Here is a 26075-nt window from a genome sequence, read left to right as displayed (position 1 = left end):
CGTTTTTAAACCGCTACTCTCCAGCGGCTTCCATTACGCCGCGTCTGACTCCGCGGATGACGGCCTCGAGGTCGTCCGAATCGGCATCGACGTCGATTTCGAGGGACAACGCGTGGTCGTCAGCGGCGTCACCGTCGCCGTCGCCATCGCCGTCGCCGTCGGCGGCACCGGCCGCGTTTCCGTTCGCCGCGGCAGCTCCGTTTCCGTCGCCCGCTCTTCGGGCTTCCTCGGCCGCCTCGCGTGCCTCCTCGGCCGCCTCCCGCGCCTCTTCGGCCGCCGACTCGACCTCGGTTAGTACCTCCGTGAGTATCTCGGCCGTCTCGTCCGGGACGTCCTCGAGCGCGCTCGCCACGGCAGCCTCGACCTCCTCGGTCGTCTCCTCGCCTGCTGCCTCGGCCTCCCCTGCTGTCTCCTCAGCTTCCTCAACTGACTCTTCGGCATCCTCCGCAACTTCTTCCACCGTCTCCGCTGCTTCCTCTTCAACCTCCTCGGCTGCTTCTTCAGCCCCCTCGGCTGCTTCTTCAGCCCCCTCGGCTGCTTCTTCAGCCCCCGCTACAGCTTCCTCGGCCACTTCCTCAGCTTCCTCGGCAGCTTCTTCCACCGTTTCCGCTGCTTCCGCTTCGGCACCCTCTCCGGCTTCTTCCGCCTCCTCTCCCGCTTCTTCCGCCTCTTCAGTCGATTCTTCAACTGCTTCGGTCTCCTCAGTCACCCCTTCGGCTTCTCCGAGGGCTTCCTCGGCCGCTTCGCCGCCGGCTTCGACTGCGGCCTCCGGGCTCAGCGAGATGGTGACGCCCTCACCAGCGTCGACCTGGATCCGGACGGTGTCGTCGCCGGCGGCGAGTTCGACGGTCCCGTCACCGTCCGTTAGCAAGCGGTCGTCGTCCGCGTCGTCGGGGGCGGATCCGGGAGTGCCGCCGTCGGTTTCCAGCTGGTCGTCCTCGGTCGATTCCGTGTCCGTCTGGAGGTCGACGCCTGTGAGTTCCTCGGCGTCAACGTCCGCCGGGAGGTCCACGCCCTCGACGAGGACGTCGCCGTTGACGGCGATTTCGATGCCGTCGTCGGTGATCCCGATTTCGACGCCCTCCTCGCCGCCGACTTCGGCCGTCAGTCCGCCGTCGTCGTCGAGCGTGACACTGACCGGCTCGGTCGCTGCCTCGGCCCCCTCGCCGCCCGCCTCGGGTTCCGGTGCTGCTTCAGCGGGCTCTTCGGCCTCGGTACCGTCCTCGGCCGGCGCGCCAGCCTCGACGGTCTCCTCGATCGGCTCGGCGGCCTCGTGGACAGCCTCCGCGCCCGCCTCGACCGCTTCCTCGGTCGTCTCCGCGACCTCTTCCGGCTCGGTGAGCGCCTCCTCGACGACCTCCGGCTCCTCGGGTAGTCGCTCCGCGGCTTCCTCTTCGACCGCTTCCGCCTCTACCGACTCTTCCGACTCTTCCGACTCTTCCGCCTCTTCCCCGACAGCCTCGGCTTTCTCCTCGGCGGCCTCGGCTTCCGTCTCGGCTTCCGCCATCGCGGTTTCGACCGGCGCTTCCACCTCTTCGATCGGCTGTTCCTCGGTCGCCCGTTCCGCACGTTCGGCTTGCTCCGCGGTCCCCTCCGCAGTCGTCTCCTCTGCCCCTTCGGTCTCCTCGCCGGCGGCCGCGGCCTCGGTCGCGGCCTGGACCGCGTCGGCCAGTTCGGCCACGTCGACACCCTCGGCGGGGAGTTCGACGGCCTCGTCGATAGACGAAACCGTCTCGTCGACGTCGCGCAGGGCGTCCTCGACGTCGGCGACGGTGCTTTCGACCTCAGTCGCTGCCGCTTCGGCCTCGTCGGCGGCCCGTTCCGCCTCCGCGGCGGTGAGCTCGTTTGCTTCCGCGGCGGACTCCGCGCGGTCGACGACGGCCTCGACGGCATCGGCCGCCTCGGTCAGGTCCGCCGTCGTGCTCTCGACCTCCTCGGCCACGCTTTCGGCCTCCTCGGTGACGTTATCCAGCTCGTCGCTGGCGCTCTCCACCTCGTCGGCGGCCGTGCTGACGTCACCGGCGGCCGCCTGTATCTCGTCGGCGGCGTCCTCGACGGCGGCGACGCCGGTCCCCTCCACGGTCGTCGCGTCGCCCGGGAGTCGGTACCGGTCGTCGAGGTCGCGGGTGAGCAGCTCGGCCCACTCCATGAACTCGAGGAGCGTGCTCACGCCGGACCGGACGCGCCCGGAGTCGTGGTCCTCGCCGACGACGGTGATGACGTGGTCGACGAGGTCGTTCTCCGTCATCGGGTTCCCACGGACCAGTCCGCGGACCTTCCTCGTCACGTCCCACGAGGCGAGCAGGTCACGGGCGGCTTCCTTCGCGCGCTCCTCCTCGTCCACGGCCAGCGCGCTGGCGAGTTCGTCGCCGGCTTCGGTGAGCCGGTGTTTCTGGCCCTCGGCCGCGAGGACTCCGACGTCCTCCAGGAAGCGGGTCTGGCGCCCGACGGTGTCGGAGAGCTCCGTCACCGACTCTACCTCCGACGTGTACTGGGGTTCCGATGCGGCGCCGACGGCGGCCCAGCCGGCGAGGACCTCCTTGAGCGTCTCCAGACTGACGCCTTTGGGGACGTGGTGTTCGGTCATCAGGAAACACTGCTCCGGCCCAAATAAAAAATCGAGTGGCCGATTTCGGCGAGTAGGGCCGGCGACGCGCGTTCGATAGGCCGCTTATTCGATCCGCGACCACTCGTCAGCTAGGCCGTATGCGTGTCCGTGCTTCCGCACTCCGGACACCGCGTGACCGAGCCGAGCGGTGGATGCGAGACCCGGTTCCAGGAGTCGTCGCTCGCTGGTGCTTCGAATCCACAGCCCGAACAGGTGACGATTGGCTCCGACATTGTTCGACGTTGCTGGCGCGACGGTCTTAGTAATATGGGCCGGGCCGTGACGGGGGGTCCGGAGGTGCTGGCAGTGCGAAAGGAGTAAGCCATCCCGCAGTCAACCCGGTCGCATGGACCAATACATTACGGCGGACGACGAGGAGCGACTCTCGCCGGTGGTCGTCGTCGCGACCATCCTCCTCCTCGGGCTGTTCGGGCTCGCGTTCCTCTACCGGATCGGCCTGACGCTGGTGTAGTTCCCGCGTCGGGGAGGGCACAACCCGCGGGCTACGCGGAACACCGCAGGTGCCGGAGCAACGGAGCCGAAGAACGGAGCTGCGAAACGAAGCCGCGAAACGAAGCTGGTACCCCGTCGGTCAGGCCCGAGAGCGGGTGAACTCCTCCGCGCCCTCGTAGAACCAGTAGCCGGCGTCGCGCATCGCGGCGCCCGTGGCCTGGTGGAACTCGACGAAGTCCTCGAACTCCTCCGCGTCGACGTTGTCCATGATGTCGGCGACGGACACGACCGTCTCGTAGTCGATCCGGACGGGGTGGTCGCCGTACTCCTCGACGTACTCGGACTTCGAGAGCGGGAAGTCCGTCTCCTCGTTGATCTTCTTCGCGAGAATTGCGTGTCCGTACTGCCGCATGCCCTCGCTGCCCTGCTCGCCGTCAGGGTCGTGTGGCCAGTCCATACTCCTCGCTTTGGAAGGCCCCCGGATAGTCGTTACGTTCGAGAGGCGTTCACGTGGAATCCGGCTGCGCTCAGCGCCCGACATCGACCGCGCTCAGCGCTCGATGCCGCTCGTGCTCAGCGCTCGATGCCGCCCTGCGCCTTGATGTTCATGATGTGGCGCATGTTGAGGTAGATCTCCTCCGGGGAGGTGTCCTCGTCGGGGTCGTACAGGTCGGAGACGCGGTAGAGCATCGCCGCGACCTGCTTGCTCTCGGAACTCTCGCCGCGGACGTCCTCGGCGACTTCCCGGAGCGTCTCCCGGAGCTCCGCGTCGGTCTCGAACTCCGCGTCCGAGTCGGGTGCCATCTGCCAGTCGACGTCGGCGGCGTCCTCCGCGTCGGGATCCGTCTCGGGCTCCGCTGCAGTATCCGTGTCGTCGACGTCCCCTGTCATGGCTTACGAACGCCGGCTCACTTCGCGGCGTCGCACGACGCCGGCGTTGTTTGCGACGTTTTCCGTGATGACCTTGAACGCGTCGGAGGTCTCGTTGTCCTCCAAGACGATCGGCCGGCCGCCGTCGCCGCCCGTCCGCACGTCGGGGTCCAGCGGGACGCCGCCGAGGAACGGCAGGTCCTGCTCGTCGGCCATTCCCTTGCCGCCGCCGGCGCCGAAGATCTCGTGGAACTCGCCGCAGTCGGGACACTTGAACCCGGACATGTTCTCGGCGATGCCGAGGACGTTGGTGTCGTGTTTCCCGAACATGCGGAGCCCCTTCGTCGCGTCGTCGAGCGCGACCTCCTGTGGCGTCGTCACGATGACGGCGCCCGTGAGCGGCAGCGTCTGGAGGATGGTGAGCTGCGTGTCACCGGTGCCCGGCGGGAGGTCCATGATGAGGTAGTCGAGCTCGCCCCATTCGACGTCCTCGACGAGCTGGGTGATGATCTTGTGGACCATCGGGCCACGCCAGATGACGGGGTCGTCCTCGCCCGTGAGGAAGTCCATGCTCATCAGGCGCATGCCGTACTGCTCCGGCGGGACGATGACGTCGCCGTCGGTCGTGCGCGGGCGCTCGTCGGCGTCGACCATCCGCGGGACGTTCGGCCCGTAGATGTCGGCGTCGAAGAGGCCGACCTTCGCGCCGAGCTGGGAGAGCCCGGCGGCGATGTTGACGGCCATCGTCGACTTCCCGACGCCGCCTTTTCCGGAGGCGACGGCGATGACGTTCTTCACGTCCGGCATGACCTGGTCCGAGGGCGAGAGCTTCTCCGGGATCTTCGCGGAGAGCTCCGGTTCGAGCCCCTCGGCGGTCAGCACCTCGCGGACGCGCTCGGCGATTTCGGTTTCGTGCGGCGCGTACGGCGCCCCGAGCGCCAGCGAGAGCCGGACGGTGTCGCCATCGACCTCGAGGTCGTTGACGAGGCCGAGCGAGACGATGTCGTCGGCGAGATCGGGGTCCTCGACCTCCCGGAGCAGGTCGCGGACGGCGGGTTCGTTCATAAGCGGTGAGAGGGGAGTCGGCCGAATAAGGGTTGTGTACCCGGGTTGGCGGCCCTGGACCGGCCCACACCGGGGATGCGCTCCCTACTCGATCCGCGTCCCGGCCGCCTCGCCCCGGAGAAAGTCGTCGAGCGCAGCGGGGCCGAAGACGTACGCCGGCGGGTCCAGCGCGAGCAGCTCGCGAACCTTGGCGGCCATCCCGCCGGAGACGTCGGTCGCGTCGCTCGCGCCGAGGACGTCGGCGACGTCGTCGAAGTTCGTGACCTCGGGGACCACCTCGTCGTCGGCGTCGAGCACGCCCGGGACCGTCGAACAGAGGCCCACGCGGGTCGCACCGAGCCCGGTCGCGAGGTCGACGACGAGCTCGTCGCCCGAGACCACGGTGACGCCCTCGTCCGCGGTCGCGACGCCGTCGCCGTGCAGCACGGGGACGAACCCCTCCGCGAGCAGCGTCGCCGTCGAGCCGAGCGGGAGGTCGAGGTCGCCCTCGGCGCCTTGCGGCCGAGCGGTCAGCGAGAGCGGATGGACCGGCACGGCGGGCACGCCGCGGGCCTGCAGGCGGTCGAGCACGTGCTCGTTCAGCGTGCGCATCGCGCCGTGGACGTCCATCACGGCCTCGACGTCGTGGGTTCCCTCGGTCGTGGAGACGCCGTGGGCGCTGGCGTGATGGTGGCCGTAGCTCCCGCCGCCGTGGACGACGACGAGCGAGTCGACGTGCCCGTCCGCGAGCGCGCCCGCGACGGCGTCGCAGGCGGCGTCGAGCGCCGGGTCGTCGATGGTCTCGGGCTCGTCCTTCCTCGTGATCAGGCTGCCGCCGAGTTTGAGGACGACCGTGTCGCCGTCGACCGCTGCCTCGGGTGCAGCCATCAGGCTTCCTCCACGCGAACGCCCTCGGTCGCCAGCTCGGCGCGGAACGCCTCCTCGCACTCGCGTGTGTACGAGAGCGCGGTCTCCGTCGCGTCCGCGGGGTCGAGTGCGACGATGCAGCCCCCGCCGCCGGCGCCGGTGAGCTTTGCGCCGTGGGCGCCAGCCTCGCGTGCGCCCCAGACCATCGAGTCCAGCGAGCGGGCGGAGACGCCGAGCGCCGAGAGCAGGCCGTGGTCGAAGTCCATCAGCTCGCCGAGTTCGGCGAGGAGTTCCGGTGATGGTTCGCTGCCGGGCTCCGCGTCGGCGAGTAGTTCCTCGCCCTCGCGGACGACGTCGCCGATGGTCTCGACCGTGTCGGCGGCGAAGTCGTACTCCTCGCGGAGTTCGCGCACGCCCGCGACGAGCTTCCCGGTGTCGCCGGCGCCGCCGTCGAAGCCGACGACGAACGGGAGGTTCGGGGCGTCGATGGGCTCGCAGTCGTCGCCCTCGACGCGGACGGCCCCGCCCATCGCGGAGCAGAAGGTGTCCGCGCGGGAAGCCTCGCCGTCCTGCACCTCGTACTCGGCCTGGTACGCGCGGTCGGCGATCTCGCGGCGGTCCAGCTCCACGCCGAGCGCGCGCGTCGCGGCGTCGATGCCGGCGACGACGACGGCGGCGGATGAGCCGAGCCCCGCACCGAGCGGGATCTCGCTCTCGACGGTGATGTCGAAGCCGGCGTCGGGCGCGTCGGCCGCGTCGCGGGCCTGCTCGACGGCGTGGTCGATGTACCCCATCGCGGCCTCGACGAGGTTCGCGGGGACGTCGACGTCCGGGCGCTCCTCGCCGTCGCCGGCGTACTCGACGGTGAACCCGTCCAGCGAGAGGTCCTCGGCGGTCACCCGCACGTGGTCGTCCTCGCGCGGTTCCACGGAGACGGACGCGCGCTGCTCGATGGCGCAGGGGATGGCCGGCTCGCCGTAGACGACGGCGTGTTCGCCGAACAGGTACACCTTCCCCGGCGCGCTGCAAACGGTCATGTTCGGTCTGTCGCGGTGGGGGATAACAGGCGTTGTGTTTTTATCGACGACTTTGGCGCATGTTGCAGATGTTTAACGGGCTCCGGACGTTGGCTCTGGACCACTCTCATTCGTTTTCGTATAAAAATTCAATATACAGTTATGGTCGTGGTCACTCCTGGAGACCACGGTCAGAAATTCTGGGCCGGGTTGGTCAACTAACGCCTCTATTATCCTCAAAGTATTCATGCAGCTGCCGAGTGGGTGAAATATGAGGGGAAACCCTGACCGTCGTCAACTCGTAACAGTACTCGGCGCGAGCGCAGTTGCTTCGGTTACTGGGTGTCTGGACAGTAGAAACTCCGAACCCGCCGAAGGGTCCAACGACACTGTTCCGCCCCGCACGACGAACGGAGCATCGGCTTCGACCGAGGAAGTGGACGAAAGCGGCCCGGTCGAGAAAGTCGAGTTCGCAGCGCCCCCCGACGAGAGCCCGTTCAAACACACCCTCGGATTTCTCGCACAGCCGACTGAGGAGCGTCCCGCCCAGCTCCGCGTCTCGGTGACGAACGTCGGTGACGGCGACCACACCATCCAGACGAACAATTGGGGCCTTCCGTTTCCTGCTCGTGCTGGAAAAGCCATCGACGGCGACGAAAAACTGGTACTCTCTACCGATGGCGATGCTGAATATCGCGACGATTGCTGGCGTGACTATCCAAAGACGTCGCCCAGGATCGATACGAAAACGCTGTCACCCGATGAGACGGTATCGGCAACCTATGCGCTGGTGAACGGCATGGAAACGGCCGCGTGCTGGCCGTCGGGAAAATATCGGTTCTCCCAACGATACGAAGTCGATCCGGAAGGCGACGGAACTGAGTACGACTGGTGGTTCGTGGTTTCGGTTTGAGAGAGTCGGATCCACACAGGAAACAGGCCCACCGTTTCTGACGAGAGTCACCGCTATCCGGGTAGTCGCGGAAGAAACGAAAGACGTCGCGTCCGACGAAAAACCGCTTAGATCTCGGCCTCGAAGTCCTCGAGGCTGTAGACCGTGTCGCTGCCGCGGCGGTCGAGCGTCTCGTTGGCGAGCAGCCAGTAGACGACCGAGAGGGCGCGGCGACCCTTGTTGTTCGTGGGGATGACGAGGTCGACGTTCCCCAGCTGGTTGTTGGAGTCGCACATCGCGATGACCGGGATCCCGACGGTGATGGCCTCCTTGACGGCCTGCGCGTCACCGATGGGGTCAGTCACCACGAGGACGTCCGGCTCGATGTAGCCGGCGTAGTCCGGGTTCGTCAGTGTGCCCGGGATGAAGCGACCGGTGCGGGCGCGGGCGCCGATGGCGTCCGCGAACTTCTCGGCCGGGAACCGGCCGTACTGTCGCGAGGACGTGACCAGGATCTGCTCGGGGTCGTAGTTCTCCAGGAAGTCCGCAGCCGTACGGATGCGGCTGTCGGTCCGGGAGACGTCGAGCACGTAGAGCCCGTCGTCACGCACGCGGTGGATGAACCGCTCCATGTCCTTCGTCTTCTGCTGCGTACCGATGTGGACACCGGCACCCAGGTAGTCCTCGACGGGAATGAGGAGGTCGGCCTCCTCTTCGTCCGGCATGACGTCCTCGTCGAAGGGCGTTGCTTCTTCCTCCTCGGTGGCCTCGTCGGCCTCCTCGGCGGGCGTTTCGTCCGTCGTGGCGGTCTCGTCCTCGGCGGGCTCGGCGGCCTCCTCGGCCGCGTCGTCCTCGTCGAGTTCGACCGCGTCGTTGTCCTCTGTCATACAGCGTCGTCCGCGATGCGGATCAGTTCGTTCAGCTTGGCAGTGCGCTCGCCGCCGACGGTGCCCGTCTTGATGAACGGGGCGTCGGTCGCGACGGCGAGGTGTGCGATGGTCGTGTCCTCCGTCTCACCGGAGCGGTGCGAGATGACCGAGCCGTAGCCGTTCCGCTCGGCGAGCTCGACGGCGTCGAACGCGTCCGACAGCGTCCCGATCTGGTTCGGCTTGATCAGGATGCTGTTGGCCGCGCCGACGTCGATGCCCTCCTGCAGGCGGTCGACGTTCGTCACGAAGAGGTCGTCGCCACAGATGAGCGTGCGGTCGCCCACGCGCTCGGTCAGCTCCGCGAACCGCTCGTAGTCGTTCTCGTCGAGCGGGTCCTCGACGTACGCGAGGTCGTACTCGTCGACCAGGTCGGCCACGTAGTCGACCTGCTCGTCGGGCGAGCGCTCCTCGTCGCCGTAGACGTACGCGTCGCGCTCGGCGTCGTACAGCTCCGCGGCGGCGACGTCGAGCCCGAACTGCACGTCGAACCCGACCTCGTCTTCGACACGGTCGGTGGCCTCGTCGACGATCTCGAACGCTTCCGCGTCCGAGACGGCGGGCGCCCATGCGCCCTCGTCGCCCTTGGCTGCCGGGACGCCGCGCTCCTCGAGGATCTCCGCGACGGCCGCGTGGACCGCGGCGTTCGCGAAGACGGCCTCGGAGACGCTCGGGGCGCCGACCGGGGCCGCGAGGAACTCCTGGATGTGGGTCGCGTCCGCGGCGTGTTCCCCGCCGCCGACGACGTTGCCGAGCGGAATGGGGAAGTTGTCGCCGCGGAAGGCACCGCCGAGGTGCTGGTACAGCGGCGCACCGAGCACGTCGGCCGCGGCCTTGGCGGCCGCCATCGAGATGGCGACGGCGCTGTTGGCCCCGATCTCCGAGAAGTCCTCGGTGCCGTCGGCTGCGCGAAGCGCCGCGTCGACAGACCGCTGGTCGCCTGCATACACGCCCTCCAGTCGGGGAACGGCGTGTTCGCGGGCGGCGGCGATCGCCTCGCCGGGCGGGCGCTCGACCGCTTCGTACTCGCCGGTCGACGCCCCGGAGGGCGCCGCCGCGCGGCCGAAGCCGCCGGATTCAGTGAGCACGTCCGCCTCGACCGTCGCGTTGCCGCGGGAGTCGAGCACGCGGCGCAACGACACCGAGGTGATCCGTGTCATTACTGTTCCTCCCGTCGAACCGTGAACGGCAGGACGCCGGCGTCGTACTCCTCGGCCGCGACCAGGATCGGCTCCTGCTCGTCGGTGTCGATGAGCACGGGAGCTCCGTACGACACCTGCAGCGCGCGCGCGCCGAGGATGCGGGCTTTCTCGTAGCGGTTGAAGTGTTGGCTCGACATAGTTACTGGTACGGCGAGACGACGTCGACCAGGTCCTTGTGGCTTACCATCATGCGGCGACAGCAATGCCGCTCGACGCCGAGCTCGTCGAGGACCTCACCGGGGTCCTCGTCGCCTTCGCGGGCGCGAGCCTTGAACTCCTCCCAGTGTTCACCGATGACGTTACCACACGTGAAACACCGGACGGGAATCATCATGGATGGATCACCTAGCGGTAGGACTTCTGGTAGCGAGCACGGGCGCCCGGGCCGCCCCACTTCTTGGGTTCGGACTGGCGCACGTCGTTGACCAGCAGCGAGCGGTCGAAGTTGAGGTACGCGTCGCGGAGCTCCGCGTCACTGTAGTGTTGCACAAGCGCGCGTGCGATGGCCGTGCGGATGGCGTCCGCCTGGCCGCTGAAGCCGCCACCGTTGACGGTGACGTCGATGTCGACCCCCTCGCGGAGGTCGTCGCTGGCGATGCGGAACGGCTCCAGCATCTTCAGCCGGGCCTGCTCCGGCTCGACCAGCTCGACGGGCTTGGAGTCGATGCGGATGCGACCGTCGCCGTCGCGCACGGTGGCGCGGGCGATGGCCGTCTTCTTCTTGCCTGAGGTGTTCGTTACCATGTAACGTTAGCTCCGAGTTTCTCGGAAATCGTTCCGAGCGTCGTGAACTTGATGTTCGACAGTCGGTCCAGCGAGGTGCCGTCGAGCACGACCGCTTCGTACTCGTCGTCGTCCTCGTATGGGTTGCCGACGTAGACGCGCACGTTGTCGAACGCTTCGCGACCGCGGTCCTCCTTGTACGGCACCATGCCGCGGATGGTCCGCTTGAAGATGCCGTCCGGGCGCTTCGGGAAGTACGGCCCGCTGTCCGAGCCGAGGTTCGCGCGCGTCCGGTAGGTGTCCATGGTCGCGTCCTCGTTGCCGGTGATGACCGCGTCCTCCGCGTTCACCACGGCGACCTTGTCGCCGTCGAGCGCATGCTGCGCGACGTTGGAGGCGACACGGCCGAGGATACAGTCACGGGCGTCGACGACGACGTCCGCGTCGAAGTGTGCGAGACTCATCGGATGACCCTCACGTCGGTACCGTCCGGGTTCTGTTCAACAAACTGTTCCAGTGACACGGCTTCGCCGGCCTGGTCGATCTTCTGCTGGGCCGTCCCAGAGAAATCGACCGCGGCGACCGTGACGTTCTTCTCCAGCACACCGCTGCCCAGCACCTTGCCGGGGACGACGACCGTCTCGTCTTCCTGCGCGTACCGTTCGATGGTGCCCAGGTTGACCTCAGCGTGCGTGCGCCGGGGCTTTTCCAGTCGATCCGCGACGTCCTGCCAGACGTTGGCGCCTGACTCGCGAGAGACCGACTTCAGCTCGGCGATGAGGTTCTGTAGTGTCGGGTTCGTCTTGTTGCTACTCATTGATGTCCCTCCTCGTTCGAAGGGGTGAAAGAAGTGGAGTGCAGGGAGCAGGATTTGAACCTGCGGACCTCTACAGGACAGCGCCCTGAACGCTGCGCCGTTGGCCTGACTTGGCTATCCCTGCGTGCACTCCACGGTAATGCGGTGCCCTTCAAACCACTTTCGGTCCGACGGCCGCATGCGACGCGCTGGCGCGCGGCGTCGCTCGCGACGCCCAGGGAGGCGTCGCGCCGTCCTCGCGTGGTGTTCGCGGCCGTATTGGCCGCCGCCGCGACCGCGGTGGTCGCGACTGCCGGCGAGGGCGAGTGCGTTCGTCGGTGGGTTCGAAGGGTCGTCATTACGTTAGACTGCGACTTTGGTTTGCAGTTCGTCCGCGCGCTCCTCGATGGAGTCGATCGCGCGGAGCAGCAGTTCCTCGACGCTGAACGAGCCGTCCGTCTCGATGTGGAAGACGAACGCCTCCGGGACGTCCTCGACGGACACGTCCTTCCCGGGGAACTTCTCGGAGAGGTCGTTGCCGAACTCGTTGGTCGGGATGACCTCGCCATCCTCGGTCTCGATGACACCGCGGAGGATGCGGGCCTCGTCCTCGTCGAACTCGCCGAGGTCGCCCTCGACGGTCACCTTCTGGAGGTGACGGTAGCCGACGGAGACGCCGCCCTGATGCTTGGCGTGTTCCTTGCCCGTGTCGAGCACGGCATCGGCTTCCAGCTCGATGCGCTGGCCCTCGTTGAGCTCGATGACCGGAACGTTGTCCTCGGCCGGCTCGACCATCGGGTCCGACGTCTCGATGTCGCCGGAGTAGGCGTTGTCGGGGCCCTCGACGTCGAGCGCGAGGGTGACTTCGTCGCCGATTTCGAACTCGTCCAGCGGCGTCGTGAGCGGGACGAGCCCCAGGCGGAGCCCGACCATCTCGTCGAACAGCACGGACGAGTTTTCGACGAATCGAACGGTGTCGATCGAGAACGTCGGCACGTCGGCGATCATCGCCCGGCGGATGCCGTTGGCGAAGGCCGGCGTCAGCCCGCGGATCAGCACCCGCGCGCTGCGATCGTCGCGCTCGATGAACTCCACATCGAAGTCGGCGTCACTCATGTTAGACTCGCTGGTTCTTCGGTGCCTTCGTCCCGTCGTGCGGGATAGGCGTCACGTCCTCGATGCGGCCGATCTCGACGCCGGCGCGAGCCAGCGCACGGATCGTCGCCTGCGCACCGGGACCGGTGGACTTGTTGAGGTTCCCGCCCGGGCCGCGCACGCGAACGTGCACGCCCTCGAGGCCCGCCGCCTGGATCTTCTCGGCGACGACCTCGGCCATCTGCATGGCCGCGTACGGGGACGCCTCGTCTCGGTTCTGCTTCACCACGGTCCCGCCGGACGACTTGGCGATCGTCTCCGCGCCGGTCTCGTCGGTGATCGTGATGAGCGTGTTGTTGTACGACGCGTACACGTGGGCGATGCCCCACTTGTCATCTGCTGATTCGCTCATTGGTAGTTACTCCTGCGCCTCCGCGCGTTCGGGATGCAGTTCGTCCGCGAGCGGGCTCGTTTCGTCGAAGGCGATGATGTCCTCCTCGGACGTCTCGACCTTCTTCGACGGGCGCGTCACGCGGGCGTCGCCGACGGTCACGTGACCGTGGACGATGAACTGGCGGGCCTGCTGCGTCGAGGACGCGAGGCCTTCCCGGTAGACGACCGTCTGCAGGCGTCGTTCGAGAAGGTCCGTCACGTCCAGCGACAGGACCGCCGAAATGTCGTCGTTGCTACTGAGGATGCCGAGCTTCCGGAGGCGGGCGACGAACTCCGAGCCGGCCTCCTGGGCCGCCTCGACGTCACCCTGTGCCTCGCCGAGCAGGCGTCGCGCTTCGCGACGCATGTTGCGCAGCTCGGACTGGGCGCGCCAGAACTCCTCTTTGTTCTGGAGGCCGTAGCGGGAGATGAGGTCGGACTCCTCGGCGATACGCTCGCCCTGGTACGGGTGGTTCGGGGTCTCGTACCCCTTCGTGTTCTTACCGGTCGTCATTCTTCCTCACCGCCTTCCTCGTCTTCCATCTCCTCGCGGATCTCCTCCACGTTGACGCCGATGGTGCCCTCGGACCGACCCGTGGACTTGGTACGCTGACCGCGCACCTTCTGGCCGCGCTTGTGGCGGACACCCTTGTAGGAGCTGATAGTCTTCATGCGGTTGATGTCGTGACGTCGCTTCTCGTCGAGCTCGCCGCCGATCTCGTGGGTGGACTCGCCGGTGAAGAAATCGTTCTGCCGGTTGACCATCCACTCGGGGACGTGCTCTTCGAGGTTTTCGACGACGTCGACGACGGCGTCGATATCGTCATCTTCGAGGCGGCCGAACGTGGCATCGCGATCCACGCCGACTTCCTCGGTGACGATACGCGCCGTCCGCGTGCCGATACCGTTCAGGTCTGTCAGGCTTCGCTCGACCGTCTTCGTTCCGTCGAGGTCTTCTCGACCGATCCGGACGAAGTACTGGAGGTCTTCATCTTCCTCCTCCGGCGAGCCTTCCTGTGGTTCTTCTGCACTCATGTTGTGGTGAGTCTGAGCCCTATCCGGGCTCCAGCTGTTCGAGCGTTGCGGCGGGGATTCGAACCCCGGAGGCGTGACCGCCACAGAGTTAGCAACCCTGCGCCTTGGGCCAAACTTGGCTACCGCAACCCGCGGATTTGTATCATCGCCCTCTCGGACTCGGGGGACTGCGCCCCTGCAGTACGTGCATTCAGTAAAACACCGCTACTACACTTAAGGGTCACGATAGACTGAAAGGCATGGGGATGTGTGACGGGCGACGGATTCGTCCGCGTATTTTTATACCGTGTCCGGTCCGTCGCCGCCTGCGGCCGCGGTCGTCGCCAGGGCTCGCCGTCGCGAGCGCGATTTATAAAAGAATCCGACGGTGGGGCCACTGAAAAGCGGGGGCAGATCAGTCCGCGGTCGGCGTCCCGAGGTACTTCTCGTTGATCTCGTACTCGCCGTCGTCGTTCTCGACCATGTACTCGCCGTAGTACGGGACGCGGTTCGCGACGACGTCCTCGAAGGTCTCCGCGATCTCCTCGCGAGTCATCTCGCCCATCGACTGCAGGTCGTCGTTGCGGTTGAGACAGCCCTTGAGGTAGCCTTCGTGCGTGACGCGCACGCGGCCGCAGTTGGCGCAGAACTCCTCGTTCTCGACGGGGTCAACGATCTCGACCATGCCGCCGTCGACCCAGTAGCGCTTTCGGTCGTGCATCTCGCGGGTCTCGACGCGGTCGGCCTCCTCCGCGAGCCAGTCGTGGACGCGCTGGATGTCGATGTTCCACTCGGGGCGACCGGTGAGCTCCGGCATGTACTGGATGAGCTGGAGCTGGAGCCCGTTGTCGCCGGCGACGTGGTCGACCATCTCGTCGACGTAGCCCGCCGTGTGCTTGAACACGACCATGTTGAGCTTCACCGGGTCGAGGCCCGCGTCGACCGCGGCCTCGACGCCCTTCAGCACCTCGTCGTAGGCGCCGGACTTCGTGATCTCCGCGAACTCGTCGGGGTCGAGCGCGTCCTGCGAGACGTTGACGCGGTCGAGCCCAGCTTCCTTCAGGTCCTCCGCGCGCCCGGGGAGGAAGGTGCCGTTCGTCGTCATCGACACCTCCATGTGGTCGGGCGTGCGGCGGATGATCTCCTCGAGGTCGTCGCGGAGCATCGGCTCGCCGCCGGTGAACTTCACCTTCTCGACGCCGTACTCCGCGACGACCTCGAGGAACCGCACGACGTCGTCCGTGTCCATCTCGTCGTCCTGGGGGTCCATCGGCCCCCGCGTGTCGCCTAACCCCTCGTTGTGACAGTAGACACAGTCGAAGTTACAGCGGTCGGTCAGGGAGATGCGGACCCCGGTGACCTCTCGCCCGAAGTCGTCCGCGAGTGGCCCACTCATTACCGAATAGGTTCGTCCACGAAGATATAAAGAGCGGGGTCGGTCTCGCCGATACGTAACTGGAACTGGTTTCGGTCCCGGCGCCAGCGCCAGGCCGGCGGATTCAGGGTTGTATCCGGATATTTTCCGGTGACTATGGGTTCCCGTGAGACGGTCTGGTACTGGGTTCGCACGACCGGTCGGCTGTGACGGATCGCTACTGGAATGAAACCAGCTACGTTCACGCCGGCACTGCGGCTGTTCCCTGCCTGAGGCTTGCGGCCCCCTACAGCTCGAACCGGAGCCCGTCCTGGGCCACGCCGACGTCGCCCTCGAAGCCCGCGTTCGTCACCGACTCGACCATCTCCTCCTCCTTGCCGCCGGTGATCGGGTAGAGGTGTGTCAGGTAGAGGTGGTCGACGTCAGTCCCGGCGAGAGCCTCGCCGAGCTGTGTCGGGTTCGGGTGGTTGGAGACGTCGACGCCGTCCGGGAACGAGCAGTCGTGCGCGAGCACGCGGGAGCCGTCGGCGAAACTCGCGAGGCCGCGGAACGCCTCCGAGTCGCCCGAGAACGTGAACGGGCCGTCCGCGGCGTCGACGTCGCTGTCCTCCGGCGCGAAGCGGTAGGCGAGGCAGGGCTTGGAGTGGCGCGTCTCGCGACCGACGACGTCGAAGCCGCCGGCCGAGAACGTCTCGCCGGCCGAGACCTCCCGGATCGCGAGCTCGCAGCGCCCGTCGAGGTACTCGTGGACGTCGAGCAGACCGTCGATCAACTCCTTCGTGCCAGTCGGCCCGATGATCTGGAGGAACTCCTCGCCGGCGAGCCAGCGCGCCTTGATGAGGGGGAGCAGGTCGGCGACGTGGTCGAGGTGGTGATGCGTCAGGAGGACCGTCCCGACGCCCTCGTAGCCGACCTCGGTGTTCGTGAGTCGGCGCAGGATGCCCGAGCCGCAGTCGACGAGGAGCGTCCGGTCGTCGTGCTCGAGCAGGAGCCCGGTCTGGGCCCGCTCGGGCACCGGCATCGCGCTGCCGGTACCGAGAAACGTGACGTGCATGCTGAGAGAAAGGGCGGCCGCCATCTTATATATCCGGACTCCAGTTCCGACGAGATGACGAGCGACGCAAAGAAGTATAAACAAAGGCGACCCTATAGAAGCCATGACGATCACTCACGATGACGACGTGCTGGGCGGGGAGCCCCGTATCGACGAGACGAGGGTCGGGGTGCGTCACGTCGCCGCGCGAGTGGTAGACGCCGGTCAATCGCCTGCGTACGTCGCCGACCAGCTCGATCTCTCACTCGCGTCGGTTTATGAGGCACTCTCGTACTACTACGATCATGTGGAGGAGATGCGGGACATCGAACGGGAGAACGAGGATGCGTTCGAACGCGTCCGCGAGGCGTCGCTGAAGCCGAAAGAGACCGTCCAGTGAGTGGCCCTCGAATCCTCCTCGACGAACACGTAGGACGTATCCTGGAGAAACTGCTCCGTGAGCGCGGGTTCGACGCCGTTCAGGCAAAAGATCAGTTCGGCGAACGAACGAAGGACGCTGAACTCCTCCGGTGGTGCGCCGACGAGGCTGTCGTCCTCTTGACGAACAATGCGAAAGACTTCGAGGCGCTCCAGCAGCATTACGATCACGCTGGAATTCTCCTGTACTACGACCAGGAACTTCCAGATAGCGATCCGGAAGGCCTCGCCCGGACGATAGACGAGGTCTTCAGTCAGTACGGGACCGAAGGCGTCGAAGACCACCTCGTCGACCTCGACGAGTGGTACGCCTGGCTCCACGAGTGACCGCTAGCCAATGTTTTTGAGAGGGGGTGACTGATAGCAACGCATGTCGCGAGTAGTTACGCTACTTACACTCGACGCGGGGTCGGTGCTTTACAATCCAGCAAAGATGCCCAGAGAGGTCGTTCTGAAACACAAAGAGGGAGAACTCACCAAAGCTCGCCGATCCGACACAGGCGATTGGCTAACTGAACGACGTGAAGAATTGGGAGTGAATTTCTGGGAGGACGGCAGGTACAATTCTCCGACATCCGCAGTTGCAACCCTCGCTGATCGGCAGGCGTTCGGATTCCGTCTGAATGGTGAGGCCGTGAATCCGCTGGCGATAGCCGACTCATCACAGACTGCTGAGACAATTGAAGTTGAGGGGCTTGGCAATGGAGGTATCGTCGTTGAGGACGAACTACAGCTCCCGATCGCGGTGTATACGACGGAAGAGGTTTACTATCGGATCGGTATCTCGGAAGATGAGGAGAGCGACGGGAAATTAACTGAATCAATTGCGTTATTGGAGATGAGAGAAGGACCAGGCGGAGACTGGGATGAACTCGGTCGGTCTGAACCGACAGAAGCGGGATATCTCTTGAGAACAATCGCTGAGGAGACTGGAATGGAGGCAGTATCTGGGGACTCCGACGAAATGCGAAAATTGCTCGGTGACGAGCAGGATTCGTTTAAGGCCAGTCGCACTCAAGAAGACGAAGAGATGCGGGAACAAATGTCGATTCAGAACGATACTGCGTTCCCACCGTCAGCTCCCAAGCCCCGACCAGTTGACTTCAAGAGCTGATTCAAACGGCCCTATCACTGATTGTATTAGTCCGAAAATGTAGCCCGCAACACTAACGGCCGGTCTCATCCCTGGGCTGCGTGCCGTGTCAACCGGGAAACCCTCGTGGCGGGCTGGCCGTCTCACGCGACGGTGACGGTCGCTCTCGCGACGACATGTACCGCGCCCGGGTTCGCCGCTCTGTCATCGCTCCCATCCGGGAATACTCGGGCGGGGACTAAAGGCGCGTACGTGGCGGTATGCGCCCTGGGTGGTTAAAAGGCGCGGGGCGAACGGTGTGGAAACGGAGGTGAGGCAAGCGTCGTGAAAACGGCGGTGAGACGAGTGGCGCGTCAGTCGTCGCGGACGGCCTCGTCGCTGTCGTCCGCAACGTCGCTCGCGACGGACCCCTCGCCGTCGCCCTCGTACGGGACGCTCGCCGACACCGGGGAGATCCCCTTCCGGCGGGCGTCGAACTCGGAGAGGCCGTAGACGAGCGCGACGAGCGCGACGACGCCGACCGGCAGCAGGATCAGCGGCGAGACCCGCGTTACACCCCAGACGAGCAGGAGCGCGATGGCGACGAGCCCGACCGTGATCGCGTAGTAGATCTGCGTCCGGACGTGGTCGATGAGGTCGGCACCGGTGAACGTCGCCGACAGCACGGTCGTGTCCGAGATCGGCGACGTGTGGTCCCCGAAGATGGCGCCGGAGAAGATCGTGCCGACGACGGCGGCGACCATGGTGTGGTCGCCCGTGAGCTGCCAGGCGACGGGGATGAGGATCGGCGTCAGGATCGCCATCGTCCCCCACGAGGTCCCCGTCGAGAAGGCGACGAAGGCGCCGGTCAGCAGGACGACGACGGGGAGGATGGTCGGGTCGAGCATCGCCTCCGCGTACGCGGCGACGTACTCGCCCGTGCCCAGCGCGCTGACGACGTTGCCGATCCCCCACGCGAGCGAGAGGATCGTGACCGCGGTGAGCATGATGCCGAAGCCGTCGATGACGTTGTCGGTCGCCTCGCCGAAGCTGAAGACGTCGTACGCCTTCCCGAGCAGGAACCCGGAGACCACCATCGCGAAGGAGCCGTAGACGAGCGCCTTGCCGTAGTCAGCGTTCGTCACCGCGTTCCAGAGCGTGTCGGTGGGTGCGTCGAGGAAGGCCCCGAACGCGAAGCCGCCGGTCCAGAGCGCGGCGCCGAGCGTCACGACGATGAGGACCGCGACCGGCGCGAAGAAGTTGACGAGCCGGGGGTTGCGGGCGTTCGGCGCGCCGAGCTCCTCGGCGACGTCCTGCATCGGCGTCGCGTCGGCGCGCGTGACCTCCCCGGTGCGGCCCGAGCGGTGCTCCGCGTCGAGCATCTCGCCGTAGTCGCGACCGGTGCCGACGACGATGGCGACCATCGCGATGGCGAGGATGGAGTACATGTTGAACGGGATCGACTGGACGAAGATCTCGAAGGCGGAGGGGGCGTTCTCCAGGCCGATGGAGGCGTAGGCGTCCTCGATCAGCCCGAGCTGGAACGCGACCCACGAGGAGATCGCGAGCGTGGAGACGGGGGCGGCCGTCGAGTCGACGATGTAGGAGAGCTTCTCGCGGGAGATCCGGAGCCGGTCCGAGACGTCCTTCATCGCGGAGCCGACGATGGCCGTGTTCGCGTAGTCGTCGAAGAACATCAGGAGGCCGAGCAGCCACGCGATGGCTCCGGCCTTCCGCTGGGTGTCGAGGTGCTCGATCGCCCAGTCGCGGACCGCGTGGGACCCGCCGAGGTTCCACACCATCGCGACGCCCGAGCCGAGCAGGAGCGTGAACACGATGATCGTCGCGTGGAACTCGGTCGCGATAGCCGAGACGATCCAGTCGAACGCCGGGAACAGGCCGAAGCCGGCGTCGACGACGCCGCCCAGCCAGCCGACGGGGTCCGCGAGCGGAGTTGGACCGCCCGCCTTGATGATGCCTCCGGACCAGATTCCGAGGAACAGGGACAGTACCGCTTTCCGCGTCAGGATCGCGAGCCCGATCGCTAGCAACGGTGGGAGCAGCGACAGGGCACCGAACGTTTCTGGCGCCATACCCGGTGAGAATTGCCGACGCGGCTTAAGCGCGTTTACCGAGGTCTGGAACGTTCAGGGTCGATCGAACGGGTTGGGACCGTATGCCAAAGCCGGGTCTGAGCGACGAGTCGTACGCGGGCGGGAGGGCTGGATGAAGGATCTTTGCCGAAATGACGAATCTGCCGACGAGGCGTCGCGAGCGGCCGTTTCCGCCACGATCCGAACGCACTTACGTTACCCTGCCCCACGGCCAACAATGACTGTACGAGTCGGTATCCTCGGTGCAACCGGTGCCGTGGGCCAGCGATTCATCCAGCTGCTCGACGACCATCCGACGTTCGAGCTCGCGACCGTCACCGCGAGCGAGTCGAGCGCGGGCAAGACGTATCGCGAGGCAGCCAAGTGGCGCGTCGACGCACCGATCCCGGACGACGTCGCCGAGATGGAGGTCCGGGCGACCGAACCCGACGCCGTCGCCGACGACGTCGACCTGCTGTTCTCCTCGCTCCCCTCGGGTGTTGCCGCCGACGTCGAGCCCGCGTTCCTCGAGGAGGGGTACGTCGTCTCCTCGAACTCCTCGAACGACCGCCTGGCCGACGACGTCCCGCTCACGATCCCGGAGATCAACCCGGGGCACCTCGACCTCATCGAGGTCCAGCGCGACGAGCGCGGCTGGGACGGCGCCCTGGTGAAGAACCCGAACTGCTCGACGATCACGATGGTGCCGACGCTCGCGGCGATCGACCAGTTCGGCATCGAGGAGATCAACGTCTCCACGCTCCAGGCCGTCTCCGGCGCGGGGTACTCCGGCGTCACCTCGATGGAGATCATCGACAACGCCATCCCGCACATCGGCGGCGAGGAGACCAAGATGGAGACGGAATCCCGGAAGCTCCTCGGCGACTTCGACGGCGCGGAGGTCCACCACCACGAGGCCGACGTCGCCGCCTCCTGTAACCGCATCCCGACCATCGACGGCCACCTCGAGAACGTCTTCGCGAAGCTCGCGGACGACCCGAGCCCGGCCGAGGTCCGCACCGCGATGCGCGAGTTCGAGGGCGTCGACCTCCCGAGCGCGCCCGACCAGCTGATCAAGGTGTACGGCGAGGCCGACCCCGAGCGCCCCCAGCCCCGCCTCGACCGCACGTACGCGGACGGCATGGGCATCTGTGCCGGCGGCGTCCAGTCCACGAGCGACGGCGTGAAGTACAACTGCCTCTCGCACAACACGATCCGCGGCGCCGCGGGCGCCTCGCTGCTGAACGGCGAGCTGCTCGTCGAGGAAGGCTACGTCTAAGCAGGGTGGCTACGGCCCGGTCGAACGCGGTTCCACGGTCCGATCGAACGCGGTTCCACGGTCCGGTCGAACGCCGTTCCACGGTCCGGTCGAACGTCGTTCCACGCCACGTTCGAGCGACGTTAGGACAAACGACTCCTTGTGTCCCCGGTAGCTGTTTATAAGGACCCGCGGTAGCAGCCTCCATGCAACGCCGCCGCTACCTCAAGTTGGGCGCTGTCGGACTCACAACGGCGGCCGCGGGGTGTACGGCGGACGGCGGCGGGCCGTCGACCGCGACGCCGACCGGAACGGACCCGGAGCGCTCCCGGGTGACCGGCGAGGAGCCGACGCTCGCGCCCGGCGAGTACACCCAGGTCCGAGTGTCGGCAACCCAGGTGACGGGTCTGCACCTCGGCGTGCCGATCGACGAGGACGCGGTCGAGTTCTCGATCAGCGGCGCCGACGTGAGCCCGACGCCGGACCGACAGCTGGATTCGTATCCGCCGAAGTGGCAGTGGGACCAGTGTGTCGACGCCGAGGCCGTGGTTTCACTCACCGTCGCCGACGACGCGGAGGCGGGTGAGTACACGTATTCGGTCGCCGCGACGCTGTGTGGGACCGACCGAGACGACGTCGAACGCGAGTCCACCGTGACCGTCACCGGCGACTGAAACGGACCGGCGACTGGAAAGGGCCGACGCCTGAAACGGGTCGACAGGTGCTTATAAAGGAAGCCGCCTCAGTCGTCGCCGGCAGCGGCGGTGCCGGACCCCGTCGCGTCGCCCGCGACGGCACCGGTCTCGGACGGACCGACGACGGCCTCGTGCACCTTCTCGATGGGGTGCGGCGGGTTCTCCGCGCCGTCGCGGTCGCCGAGTTGCGAGCGGCAGGAGCCGCCGGGGGCGGTGACGACGTCGCCCGGGCTCTCCTCGACCTTGTCGAAGAGGATCCGGCCGATCGCCTTCGAGATGTCGTAGTGTTCCGCCTCGTAGCCGAACGAGCCCGCCATGCCACAGCAGCCGGAGTCGAGCGGGTCGACGCCGTAGCCGGACCGGCGCAGCACGCCGACGGCGTGGTGGTCCTTGTTCGTCGCCTTCTGGTTGCAGTGGCCGTGGTAGGTGAGCGTCTCCCCCGGCGCGTCGAACGCGAGGTGGTCGTCGACGCGGGCGGCGTTCATGTACTCTAAGACGCCGTAGGCGGCCGCCGACACCTGCTGGACCTCGTCGCCGTCGAGCAGGTCCAGGTACTCGTCCTGGAACATCACGGCGTCGGACGGCTCGACGAAGAGGACCGAGTAGCCTTCCTCGACCTTCGGGGCGAGCTGCTCGACGTTCGTTTCCGCGCGCTCGCGGGCGTCGTCGAGGAACCCGGTCGAGAACGCGGCGCGCCCGGACGGCGCGACGTCGTCGGCCAGCTCGACGCGGACGTCCGCCGCCTCCAGGACCTCGACCGCAGCCTTGCCCGCGCTCGGGTAGCTGTAGTTCGTGTACGTGTCCGGGAACAGCAGGACCGTGTCGTTCGCCTCGCTCGCGGACACCTGCGGGCCGCCGCGGGCCTCGAACCAGTCCTCGAGGCTCTCGCGACGGAAGGGCGGCAGCTCGCGGTCGGCCGCGACGCCGACGACCTTCTCCATCACCGTGCGCGCGCCCGGTAGCTTCGAGGCGGCGTTCGAGATCGGCGCGAGCTTGCTGCCCAGCGCCGAGAGCGCGTCGATGTCGCGGAACATCTTCTCGCGCAGGCCGGAGCCCTCTTTCTCGTGGTGCTGGTGTTTCACCTCGGCCTTCAGCTTCGCGAGGTCGACGCCGGTCGGACAGTCGCTCTTGCAGCCCTTACAGCCGACACAGAGGTCGAGCACCTCGTCCTGGAACCGGTCGGAGTGGATCTCGTCCTCGTCGAGCTCGCCGCTGATCGCCGCGCGGAGCATGTTCGCCCGGCCGCGGGTGGCCTGGATCTCCTCCTCCGAGGCGCGGTAGGTTGGGCACATCGTCCCGGAGTCCGTCTCGCGACAGGTGCCACAGCCGTTACACAGCTCGACGAGGTGCGAGAACCCACCCTCGTCCTCGAAGTCGAGCTCGGTCTGGGGCTCCAGCGACTGGTAGTCGGCGCCGTACCGCAGGTTCTCGCGCATGTCCGTCGACGCCGCGGAGTCGGGGTAGCCCTTCTCCGCGGCCGTCTCGTCGTCGACGTAGACGACCTTCCCGGGGTTCATCCGCCAGTCGGGGTCGAAGGCGGACTTGAGCTCCTGGAACGCCCCCCAGAGCTGCTCGCCGTACATCTTCGGGTTGAACTCAGTGCGGGCGAGGCCGTCGCCGTGTTCGCCGGAGAAGGCCCCGTAGTGGTCTAAGACGAGGTCGGTCACGTCGTCCGTGATCGAGTGCATCTTCTCGATGCCCTCGTTCTCCTTGAGGTTGAGAATGGGCCGGATGTGGAGCGTGCCGGAGCCGGCGTGCGCGAAGTACGCTGCGGAGGTGTCGTGGTCGTGGAGCACCTCCTCGAACTCCATCACGTACTCGGCCAGCTCCTCGGGCGGCACCGTCGCGTCCTCGATGAACGGGTACGGCTTGGGGTCGCCCTGCATCCCCATCAGCAGCGGAATCGCGGCCTTCCGTAGCTTCCAGAGGTCCTCCTGGGCCTCCTCGGTGTAGGCCTCCAGCACGTCGAACGCCTTCCCGTTGTCAACGAAATACTCGTTCGTGTCGGCGACGGCGTCCTCGAAGTCGTCGACGAGCTCGGAGTCCCATTCCAGCATGAGCGCCGCCTTGGCCCCGTCCGGGATGGGCTCCGCGTACTGGGCGAACTCCTCGGAGCTGGCCGCGAGGTCGAAGACGTCCTCGTCCATCAGCTCGACGGCGCTCACCGGGAAGTCGAGCGCCTGCGGGACCGCCTCCATCGCGTCGACGAGGTCCTCGAAGCAGTAGAGCGCGAGCGCCGTCGACTCCGGCTTGGAGACGAGCGAGACCTCGGCCTCGACGATGGTGCCGAGGGTCCCCTCCGCGCCGACGAGCAGCTTCGAGAGGTTGATGACCTCCTCGCCGTCGTCGTTCTCGTAGATGACCTTGTGGAGGTTGTAGCCCGAGACCGACCGCTTGAGGTTCGGGTACTTCTCCTCGATCTCTGCCTCGTTCTCCTCGACGAGCTTGCGCGTGGTCTCGTACAGCTCGGCCTCGCGCGTGTCCCCCTCGACGATCTCGTCGTACTCCTCGGAGTCGAGGACTATCTCGCGCGTGTGGATCAGCTCGCCGTTCGCGAGGACGACCTTCAGCTCCTCGGTGTACGCGTCGGTGATCCCGTAGCGGACGGAGTGTGCACCCGTGGAGTTGTTGCCGATGCCACCACAGACGGTCGCGCGCCCGGAGGAGGCCGGGTCGGGCGCGAACTTCAGCCCGTGTTCTGCGAGCCGGTCGTCGAGGTCGTCCTGGACGACGCCGGGCTGGACGACCGCCCGCTGGTCGTCGGGGCGGACGTCCACGATCTCGTCCATGTACTTCGTGAAGTCGATGACGACACAGCCGGGACCGACCGTCTGGCCCGCCAGCGAGGAGCCCGTGCCTCGCGGCAGGACCGGCACACCGTGGTTCTTCGCCGTCGCGACCGCCGCCTTCACGTCCTCGACGGTCTTCGGAAGGACGACGCCGGCGGGTTTGGCCTGGTAGATGCTCCCGTCCGTCGCGTAGAGCACCTGTGCGTATTCGTCGAACTGTACGTCACCGGCGACTCGCTCGCGGAGATCCGACGCGAGCGCCTGGTACTCCGGAACGTCCGGCCGGTCGTGGCCGAGCGCCGCTGACGACGTCTCGAGCCCTGGCGTGTCGTCGACTGCCATGTACGAATGGCATAGTTGATCATGAGTATAAACCCATTGTTAGACACAAACATACGCGCCACTTTCCCCGATAGCGCCCGTTCCGTGCGAGGAATTCCCATTCGAACCCGAGGTGAAACTTTGCGGGGGCGAACGGTTTTATAAGGGCGCTTCGGCTGGGTACGGTATGGCAATACTCCACACCTGCCTCAACGTCGCGGACGCGGAGCGGGCCGCCGACTGGTACGTCGAAGAGCTCGACTTCGAGCGCTCCTGGGAGTTCACGACGCCGGACGGCGAGACCCGCAACGTCTACGTCGCCGACGAGAACGGTGTCGAGTTCCAGCTGTCGGACACGGACGGCCACACGCCCAGCGAGCAGGGCGACCAGTACGACCACGTCGCGCTGAAGGTCGACGACGTCGACGCCGCGTTCGAGGCGATCGACCACTTCGGCGTCGTGGAGGAGCCGGGCGACCAGCCGGCCGCGGGCGCCCGAACGGCCTTTATCAAGGATCCCGACGGCCACCACGTCGAGCTCATCGAGCCGCTGTAGGGCCGCCTCGCCGATCCGCTTTTTAAGCGTCGCGTTACCGAACGACGGTCACCGGGATCGGCGAGCGACGCATCACGCGCTCGGCGACGCTCCCGAGGAGCACCCGGGACACTCCCGTCCGGCCGTGGCTCCCCATGATGATCTGGTCGACGCCGGCCTCCTCGGCGTGGTCGAGGATCGTCGACGCGGGCTTGCCAGTCTCCACGTGCGTGTGGATCTCCCGACCGCGCTCCGCGACCTGTGACTGCACGTCCGCGAGGAACTCCTCCCCCTCCTTCTGGGCCTCCTCGAGGAGCTCGGGCGAGTTGAGCCAGGCGTATCCCTGCCCGAACTCCCGCCGCTCCAGTGGCACGATCACGTGCAACGCCGAGATCTCCGCGTCGGGAAACGTCGACAGCGCGAACTCCAGCGCCTCCCAGGACGGGTCCGACTCGTCCATCGGGACCAGGATGTGGTGTGCCATACGGTAACACGTTCGTCGCGCATGATATAGTTGCCGGCGGAGCC

General features: G+C 66.6%; 30 protein-coding genes and 2 tRNA genes. 8 read left to right on the top strand and 24 right to left on the bottom strand.

What is annotated here, in order from left to right:
- Positions 1-13: 13 nt before the first annotated feature.
- Positions 14-2587 (bottom strand): hypothetical protein, encoded by a 2574-nt coding sequence (locus ACQE3M_RS09610; protein ID WP_430505385.1) that lies wholly within the window; start codon positions 2585-2587, stop codon positions 14-16.
- Between the two features lie 367 nt (positions 2588-2954).
- On the opposite strand from ACQE3M_RS09610, the gene ACQE3M_RS09605 reads away from it, so the two are divergent.
- Positions 2955-3080, top strand: a complete 126-nt coding sequence (locus ACQE3M_RS09605) for a hypothetical protein (protein ID WP_430505384.1) — start codon at positions 2955-2957, stop codon at positions 3078-3080.
- Between the two features lie 120 nt (positions 3081-3200).
- Here the strand turns inward: ACQE3M_RS09605 and ACQE3M_RS09600 are convergent, their stop codons facing one another.
- From ACQE3M_RS09600 to mvk, 5 genes are all read right to left on the bottom strand, one after another.
- Positions 3201-3518, bottom strand: coding sequence for a DUF5785 family protein (locus ACQE3M_RS09600; protein ID WP_430505383.1), 318 nt, complete (start codon positions 3516-3518; stop codon positions 3201-3203).
- Between the two features lie 116 nt (positions 3519-3634).
- Entirely contained in the window at positions 3635-3952 is a 318-nt protein-coding gene (locus ACQE3M_RS09595) for a hypothetical protein (RefSeq protein WP_430505382.1), read from the bottom strand.
- Positions 3953-3955: 3 nt separating this feature from the next.
- Positions 3956-4996, bottom strand: coding sequence for an Mrp/NBP35 family ATP-binding protein (locus tag ACQE3M_RS09590; RefSeq protein WP_430505381.1), 1041 nt, complete (start codon positions 4994-4996; stop codon positions 3956-3958).
- An 84-nt stretch (positions 4997-5080) separates the two neighbouring features.
- On the bottom strand, positions 5081-5863 hold the full coding sequence (locus ACQE3M_RS09585; RefSeq protein WP_430505380.1) for an isopentenyl phosphate kinase: 783 nt from the start codon (positions 5861-5863) through the stop codon (positions 5081-5083).
- A complete protein-coding gene (gene mvk, locus ACQE3M_RS09580) occupies positions 5863-6879 on the bottom strand; it encodes a mevalonate kinase (protein ID WP_430505379.1) in 1017 nt (338 codons plus the stop codon). The genes ACQE3M_RS09585 and mvk overlap by 1 nt, the downstream gene beginning before the upstream one ends.
- Positions 6880-7294: 415 nt before the next feature.
- On the opposite strand from mvk, the gene ACQE3M_RS09575 reads away from it, so the two are divergent.
- Positions 7295-7771, top strand: a complete 477-nt coding sequence (locus ACQE3M_RS09575) for a hypothetical protein (protein WP_430505378.1) — start codon at positions 7295-7297, stop codon at positions 7769-7771.
- Positions 7772-7878: 107 nt separating this feature from the next.
- Here ACQE3M_RS09575 and rpsB read toward each other — a convergent pair whose 3' ends face one another.
- The 15 genes from rpsB to ACQE3M_RS09500 all read right to left on the bottom strand — a co-directional run bounded on the left by rpsB (position 7879) and on the right by ACQE3M_RS09500 (position 16367).
- The gene (rpsB, locus tag ACQE3M_RS09570; protein ID WP_430505377.1) at positions 7879-8637 is read right to left on the bottom strand and encodes a 30S ribosomal protein S2; all 759 of its coding nucleotides are present in this window, start codon (positions 8635-8637) and stop codon (positions 7879-7881) included.
- Entirely contained in the window at positions 8634-9836 is a 1203-nt protein-coding gene (gene eno, locus ACQE3M_RS09565) for a phosphopyruvate hydratase (RefSeq protein WP_430505376.1), read from the bottom strand. Before eno ends, rpsB begins: the two co-directional genes overlap by 4 nt.
- On the bottom strand, positions 9836-10015 hold the full coding sequence (locus ACQE3M_RS09560) for a DNA-directed RNA polymerase subunit K (protein WP_430505375.1): 180 nt from the start codon (positions 10013-10015) through the stop codon (positions 9836-9838). Before ACQE3M_RS09560 ends, eno begins: the two co-directional genes overlap by 1 nt.
- 2 nt (positions 10016-10017) lie before the next feature.
- Positions 10018-10212: a DNA-directed RNA polymerase subunit N gene (locus ACQE3M_RS09555; RefSeq protein ID WP_430505374.1), complete on the bottom strand. Its 195-nt coding sequence runs from the start codon at positions 10210-10212 to the stop codon at positions 10018-10020.
- A gap of 11 nt (positions 10213-10223) precedes the next feature.
- On the bottom strand, positions 10224-10622 hold the full coding sequence (locus ACQE3M_RS09550) for a 30S ribosomal protein S9 (protein ID WP_430505373.1): 399 nt from the start codon (positions 10620-10622) through the stop codon (positions 10224-10226).
- The gene (locus ACQE3M_RS09545; protein WP_430505372.1) at positions 10616-11065 is read right to left on the bottom strand and encodes a 50S ribosomal protein L13; all 450 of its coding nucleotides are present in this window, start codon (positions 11063-11065) and stop codon (positions 10616-10618) included. Before ACQE3M_RS09545 ends, ACQE3M_RS09550 begins: the two co-directional genes overlap by 7 nt.
- The gene (locus tag ACQE3M_RS09540; protein WP_430505371.1) at positions 11062-11418 is read right to left on the bottom strand and encodes a 50S ribosomal protein L18e; all 357 of its coding nucleotides are present in this window, start codon (positions 11416-11418) and stop codon (positions 11062-11064) included. Before ACQE3M_RS09540 ends, ACQE3M_RS09545 begins: the two co-directional genes overlap by 4 nt.
- A 39-nt stretch (positions 11419-11457) precedes the next feature.
- Positions 11458-11542 (bottom strand) — tRNA-Leu (locus ACQE3M_RS09535).
- A 218-nt stretch (positions 11543-11760) separates the two neighbouring features.
- Positions 11761-12513 carry a DNA-directed RNA polymerase subunit D gene (locus tag ACQE3M_RS09530; protein ID WP_430505370.1) on the bottom strand — a complete coding sequence of 251 codons (753 nt, stop codon included), beginning with the start codon at positions 12511-12513 and terminating at the stop codon, positions 11761-11763.
- Position 12514: 1 nt separating this feature from the next.
- Positions 12515-12904: a 30S ribosomal protein S11 gene (locus tag ACQE3M_RS09525; protein ID WP_430505369.1), complete on the bottom strand. Its 390-nt coding sequence runs from the start codon at positions 12902-12904 to the stop codon at positions 12515-12517.
- 6 nt (positions 12905-12910) lie between these two features.
- Positions 12911-13438, bottom strand: coding sequence for a 30S ribosomal protein S4 (locus ACQE3M_RS09520; RefSeq protein WP_430505368.1), 528 nt, complete (start codon positions 13436-13438; stop codon positions 12911-12913).
- The gene (locus ACQE3M_RS09515; protein WP_430505367.1) at positions 13435-13959 is read right to left on the bottom strand and encodes a 30S ribosomal protein S13; all 525 of its coding nucleotides are present in this window, start codon (positions 13957-13959) and stop codon (positions 13435-13437) included. Before ACQE3M_RS09515 ends, ACQE3M_RS09520 begins: the two co-directional genes overlap by 4 nt.
- Before the next feature lie 43 nt (positions 13960-14002).
- A tRNA-Ser gene (locus tag ACQE3M_RS09510) sits at positions 14003-14088 on the bottom strand.
- 265 nt (positions 14089-14353) lie between these two features.
- On the bottom strand, positions 14354-15334 hold the full coding sequence (gene moaA / locus ACQE3M_RS09505) for a GTP 3',8-cyclase MoaA (RefSeq protein ID WP_430505366.1): 981 nt from the start codon (positions 15332-15334) through the stop codon (positions 14354-14356).
- 265 nt (positions 15335-15599) lie between these two features.
- Positions 15600-16367, bottom strand: coding sequence for an MBL fold metallo-hydrolase (locus ACQE3M_RS09500; protein ID WP_430505365.1), 768 nt, complete (start codon positions 16365-16367; stop codon positions 15600-15602).
- A gap of 103 nt (positions 16368-16470) precedes the next feature.
- Here ACQE3M_RS09500 and ACQE3M_RS09495 point away from each other — a divergent pair, with 103 nt between their 5' ends.
- From ACQE3M_RS09495 to ACQE3M_RS09485, 3 genes are read left to right on the top strand one after another with little or no spacing between them, the layout of a single operon-like run.
- A complete protein-coding gene (locus ACQE3M_RS09495) occupies positions 16471-16746 on the top strand; it encodes a DUF433 domain-containing protein (protein ID WP_430505364.1) in 276 nt (91 codons plus the stop codon).
- Positions 16743-17111 carry a DUF5615 family PIN-like protein gene (locus tag ACQE3M_RS09490; RefSeq protein ID WP_430505363.1) on the top strand — a complete coding sequence of 123 codons (369 nt, stop codon included), beginning with the start codon at positions 16743-16745 and terminating at the stop codon, positions 17109-17111. Before ACQE3M_RS09495 ends, ACQE3M_RS09490 begins: the two co-directional genes overlap by 4 nt.
- 43 nt (positions 17112-17154) lie before the next feature.
- Complete coding sequence (locus tag ACQE3M_RS09485; RefSeq protein ID WP_430505362.1) at positions 17155-17898, top strand: hypothetical protein; 744 nt, start codon at positions 17155-17157, stop codon at positions 17896-17898.
- A gap of 332 nt (positions 17899-18230) precedes the next feature.
- On the opposite strand, the gene ACQE3M_RS09480 is transcribed toward ACQE3M_RS09485, so the two are convergent.
- Positions 18231-19949, bottom strand: a complete 1719-nt coding sequence (locus tag ACQE3M_RS09480) for a Na+/H+ antiporter NhaC family protein (RefSeq protein WP_430505361.1) — start codon at positions 19947-19949, stop codon at positions 18231-18233.
- 238 nt (positions 19950-20187) lie between these two features.
- On the opposite strand from ACQE3M_RS09480, the gene asd reads away from it, so the two are divergent.
- Together asd and ACQE3M_RS09470 are read left to right on the top strand one after the other, a co-directional pair.
- Positions 20188-21228 carry an aspartate-semialdehyde dehydrogenase gene (gene asd, locus ACQE3M_RS09475; protein WP_430505360.1) on the top strand — a complete coding sequence of 347 codons (1041 nt, stop codon included), beginning with the start codon at positions 20188-20190 and terminating at the stop codon, positions 21226-21228.
- A 185-nt stretch (positions 21229-21413) separates the two neighbouring features.
- The gene (locus tag ACQE3M_RS09470; protein ID WP_430505359.1) at positions 21414-21881 is read left to right on the top strand and encodes a hypothetical protein; all 468 of its coding nucleotides are present in this window, start codon (positions 21414-21416) and stop codon (positions 21879-21881) included.
- 68 nt (positions 21882-21949) lie between these two features.
- On the opposite strand, the gene ACQE3M_RS09465 is transcribed toward ACQE3M_RS09470, so the two are convergent.
- Positions 21950-25033, bottom strand: a complete 3084-nt coding sequence (locus tag ACQE3M_RS09465; protein ID WP_430505358.1) for an FAD-binding and (Fe-S)-binding domain-containing protein — start codon at positions 25031-25033, stop codon at positions 21950-21952.
- Between the two features lie 166 nt (positions 25034-25199).
- Here ACQE3M_RS09465 and ACQE3M_RS09460 point away from each other — a divergent pair, with 166 nt between their 5' ends.
- Positions 25200-25568 carry a VOC family protein gene (locus ACQE3M_RS09460; protein ID WP_430505357.1) on the top strand — a complete coding sequence of 123 codons (369 nt, stop codon included), beginning with the start codon at positions 25200-25202 and terminating at the stop codon, positions 25566-25568.
- 34 nt (positions 25569-25602) lie between these two features.
- On the opposite strand, the gene ACQE3M_RS09455 is transcribed toward ACQE3M_RS09460, so the two are convergent.
- A complete protein-coding gene (locus ACQE3M_RS09455) occupies positions 25603-26031 on the bottom strand; it encodes a universal stress protein (protein WP_430505356.1) in 429 nt (142 codons plus the stop codon).
- Between the last annotated feature and the right edge of the window lie 44 nt (positions 26032-26075).

This window comes from Halosubterraneus shenae, from assembly GCF_050510935.1.
In the GTDB taxonomy this organism is placed as follows: domain Archaea; phylum Halobacteriota; class Halobacteria; order Halobacteriales; family Haloferacaceae; genus JBDGPU01.
Note: the sequence above shows the minus strand (reverse complement) of the source record. Positions and strands in the feature narration are given on the sequence as shown.

Excerpts from the sequence above, each read along its gene's own strand:
- ACQE3M_RS09610 (WP_430505385.1), bottom strand. The coding sequence starts at position 2,587 with ATGACCGAACACCACGTCCCCAAAGGCGTCAGTCTGGAGACGCTCAAG.
- ACQE3M_RS09605 (WP_430505384.1), top strand. The coding sequence starts at position 2,955 with ATGGACCAATACATTACGGCGGACGACGAGGAGCGACTCTCGCCGGTG.
- ACQE3M_RS09600 (WP_430505383.1), bottom strand. The coding sequence starts at position 3,518 with ATGGACTGGCCACACGACCCTGACGGCGAGCAGGGCAGCGAGGGCATG.
- ACQE3M_RS09595 (WP_430505382.1), bottom strand. The coding sequence starts at position 3,952 with ATGACAGGGGACGTCGACGACACGGATACTGCAGCGGAGCCCGAGACG.
- ACQE3M_RS09590 (WP_430505381.1), bottom strand. The coding sequence starts at position 4,996 with ATGAACGAACCCGCCGTCCGCGACCTGCTCCGGGAGGTCGAGGACCCC.
- ACQE3M_RS09585 (WP_430505380.1), bottom strand. The coding sequence starts at position 5,863 with ATGGCTGCACCCGAGGCAGCGGTCGACGGCGACACGGTCGTCCTCAAA.
- mvk (WP_430505379.1), bottom strand. The coding sequence starts at position 6,879 with ATGACCGTTTGCAGCGCGCCGGGGAAGGTGTACCTGTTCGGCGAACAC.
- rpsB (WP_430505377.1), bottom strand. The coding sequence starts at position 8,637 with ATGACAGAGGACAACGACGCGGTCGAACTCGACGAGGACGACGCGGCC.
- eno (WP_430505376.1), bottom strand. The coding sequence starts at position 9,836 with ATGACACGGATCACCTCGGTGTCGTTGCGCCGCGTGCTCGACTCCCGC.
- ACQE3M_RS09560 (WP_430505375.1), bottom strand. The coding sequence starts at position 10,015 with ATGTCGAGCCAACACTTCAACCGCTACGAGAAAGCCCGCATCCTCGGC.
- ACQE3M_RS09555 (WP_430505374.1), bottom strand. The coding sequence starts at position 10,212 with ATGATGATTCCCGTCCGGTGTTTCACGTGTGGTAACGTCATCGGTGAA.
- ACQE3M_RS09550 (WP_430505373.1), bottom strand. The coding sequence starts at position 10,622 with ATGGTAACGAACACCTCAGGCAAGAAGAAGACGGCCATCGCCCGCGCC.
- ACQE3M_RS09545 (WP_430505372.1), bottom strand. The coding sequence starts at position 11,065 with ATGAGTCTCGCACACTTCGACGCGGACGTCGTCGTCGACGCCCGTGAC.
- ACQE3M_RS09540 (WP_430505371.1), bottom strand. The coding sequence starts at position 11,418 with ATGAGTAGCAACAAGACGAACCCGACACTACAGAACCTCATCGCCGAG.
- ACQE3M_RS09530 (WP_430505370.1), bottom strand. The coding sequence starts at position 12,513 with ATGAGTGACGCCGACTTCGATGTGGAGTTCATCGAGCGCGACGATCGC.
- ACQE3M_RS09525 (WP_430505369.1), bottom strand. The coding sequence starts at position 12,904 with ATGAGCGAATCAGCAGATGACAAGTGGGGCATCGCCCACGTGTACGCG.
- ACQE3M_RS09520 (WP_430505368.1), bottom strand. The coding sequence starts at position 13,438 with ATGACGACCGGTAAGAACACGAAGGGGTACGAGACCCCGAACCACCCG.
- ACQE3M_RS09515 (WP_430505367.1), bottom strand. The coding sequence starts at position 13,959 with ATGAGTGCAGAAGAACCACAGGAAGGCTCGCCGGAGGAGGAAGATGAA.
- moaA (WP_430505366.1), bottom strand. The coding sequence starts at position 15,334 with ATGAGTGGGCCACTCGCGGACGACTTCGGGCGAGAGGTCACCGGGGTC.
- ACQE3M_RS09500 (WP_430505365.1), bottom strand. The coding sequence starts at position 16,367 with ATGCACGTCACGTTTCTCGGTACCGGCAGCGCGATGCCGGTGCCCGAG.
- ACQE3M_RS09495 (WP_430505364.1), top strand. The coding sequence starts at position 16,471 with ATGACGATCACTCACGATGACGACGTGCTGGGCGGGGAGCCCCGTATC.
- ACQE3M_RS09485 (WP_430505362.1), top strand. The coding sequence starts at position 17,155 with ATGTCGCGAGTAGTTACGCTACTTACACTCGACGCGGGGTCGGTGCTT.
- ACQE3M_RS09480 (WP_430505361.1), bottom strand. The coding sequence starts at position 19,949 with ATGGCGCCAGAAACGTTCGGTGCCCTGTCGCTGCTCCCACCGTTGCTA.
- asd (WP_430505360.1), top strand. The coding sequence starts at position 20,188 with ATGACTGTACGAGTCGGTATCCTCGGTGCAACCGGTGCCGTGGGCCAG.
- ACQE3M_RS09470 (WP_430505359.1), top strand. The coding sequence starts at position 21,414 with ATGCAACGCCGCCGCTACCTCAAGTTGGGCGCTGTCGGACTCACAACG.
- ACQE3M_RS09465 (WP_430505358.1), bottom strand. The coding sequence starts at position 25,033 with ATGGCAGTCGACGACACGCCAGGGCTCGAGACGTCGTCAGCGGCGCTC.
- ACQE3M_RS09460 (WP_430505357.1), top strand. The coding sequence starts at position 25,200 with ATGGCAATACTCCACACCTGCCTCAACGTCGCGGACGCGGAGCGGGCC.
- ACQE3M_RS09455 (WP_430505356.1), bottom strand. The coding sequence starts at position 26,031 with ATGGCACACCACATCCTGGTCCCGATGGACGAGTCGGACCCGTCCTGG.